Genomic DNA, 228 nt, shown 5'->3' on the forward strand with positions numbered 1-228 from the left:
TGTCGGCACCGCGGGCAGCGGCATCACTGCCTTCACCGTTGCCGTTCCTCTCGCCTGCGGTGCTGCCTCCGCCGTTGCTGACCGTGTCGTGGGTGGTGTCGTCCCCGGCGTGCCGGTTCTCCTCGCCGATACGGGTGAGGGGGACGGGCGTGGGGTCGGTGAGGGTGATGTAGGTGCCGTCGGGGGGGATGCGAGTACCGCGGTCCTCACCCGCGGGAGCGGCGGCAC

1 protein-coding gene is annotated in these 228 nt (G+C 71.9%); it reads right to left on the reverse strand.

What is annotated here, in order from left to right; genetic code table 11:
- A partial coding sequence (locus tag IF37_RS45415) for a hypothetical protein (RefSeq protein WP_037858578.1) occupies positions 1-228 on the reverse strand: 228 nt, incomplete at both ends.

The sequence above is a fragment of the Streptomyces sp. NRRL S-31 genome, from assembly GCF_000718775.1.
In the GTDB taxonomy this organism is placed as follows: Bacteria; Actinomycetota; Actinomycetes; order Streptomycetales; family Streptomycetaceae; genus Streptomyces.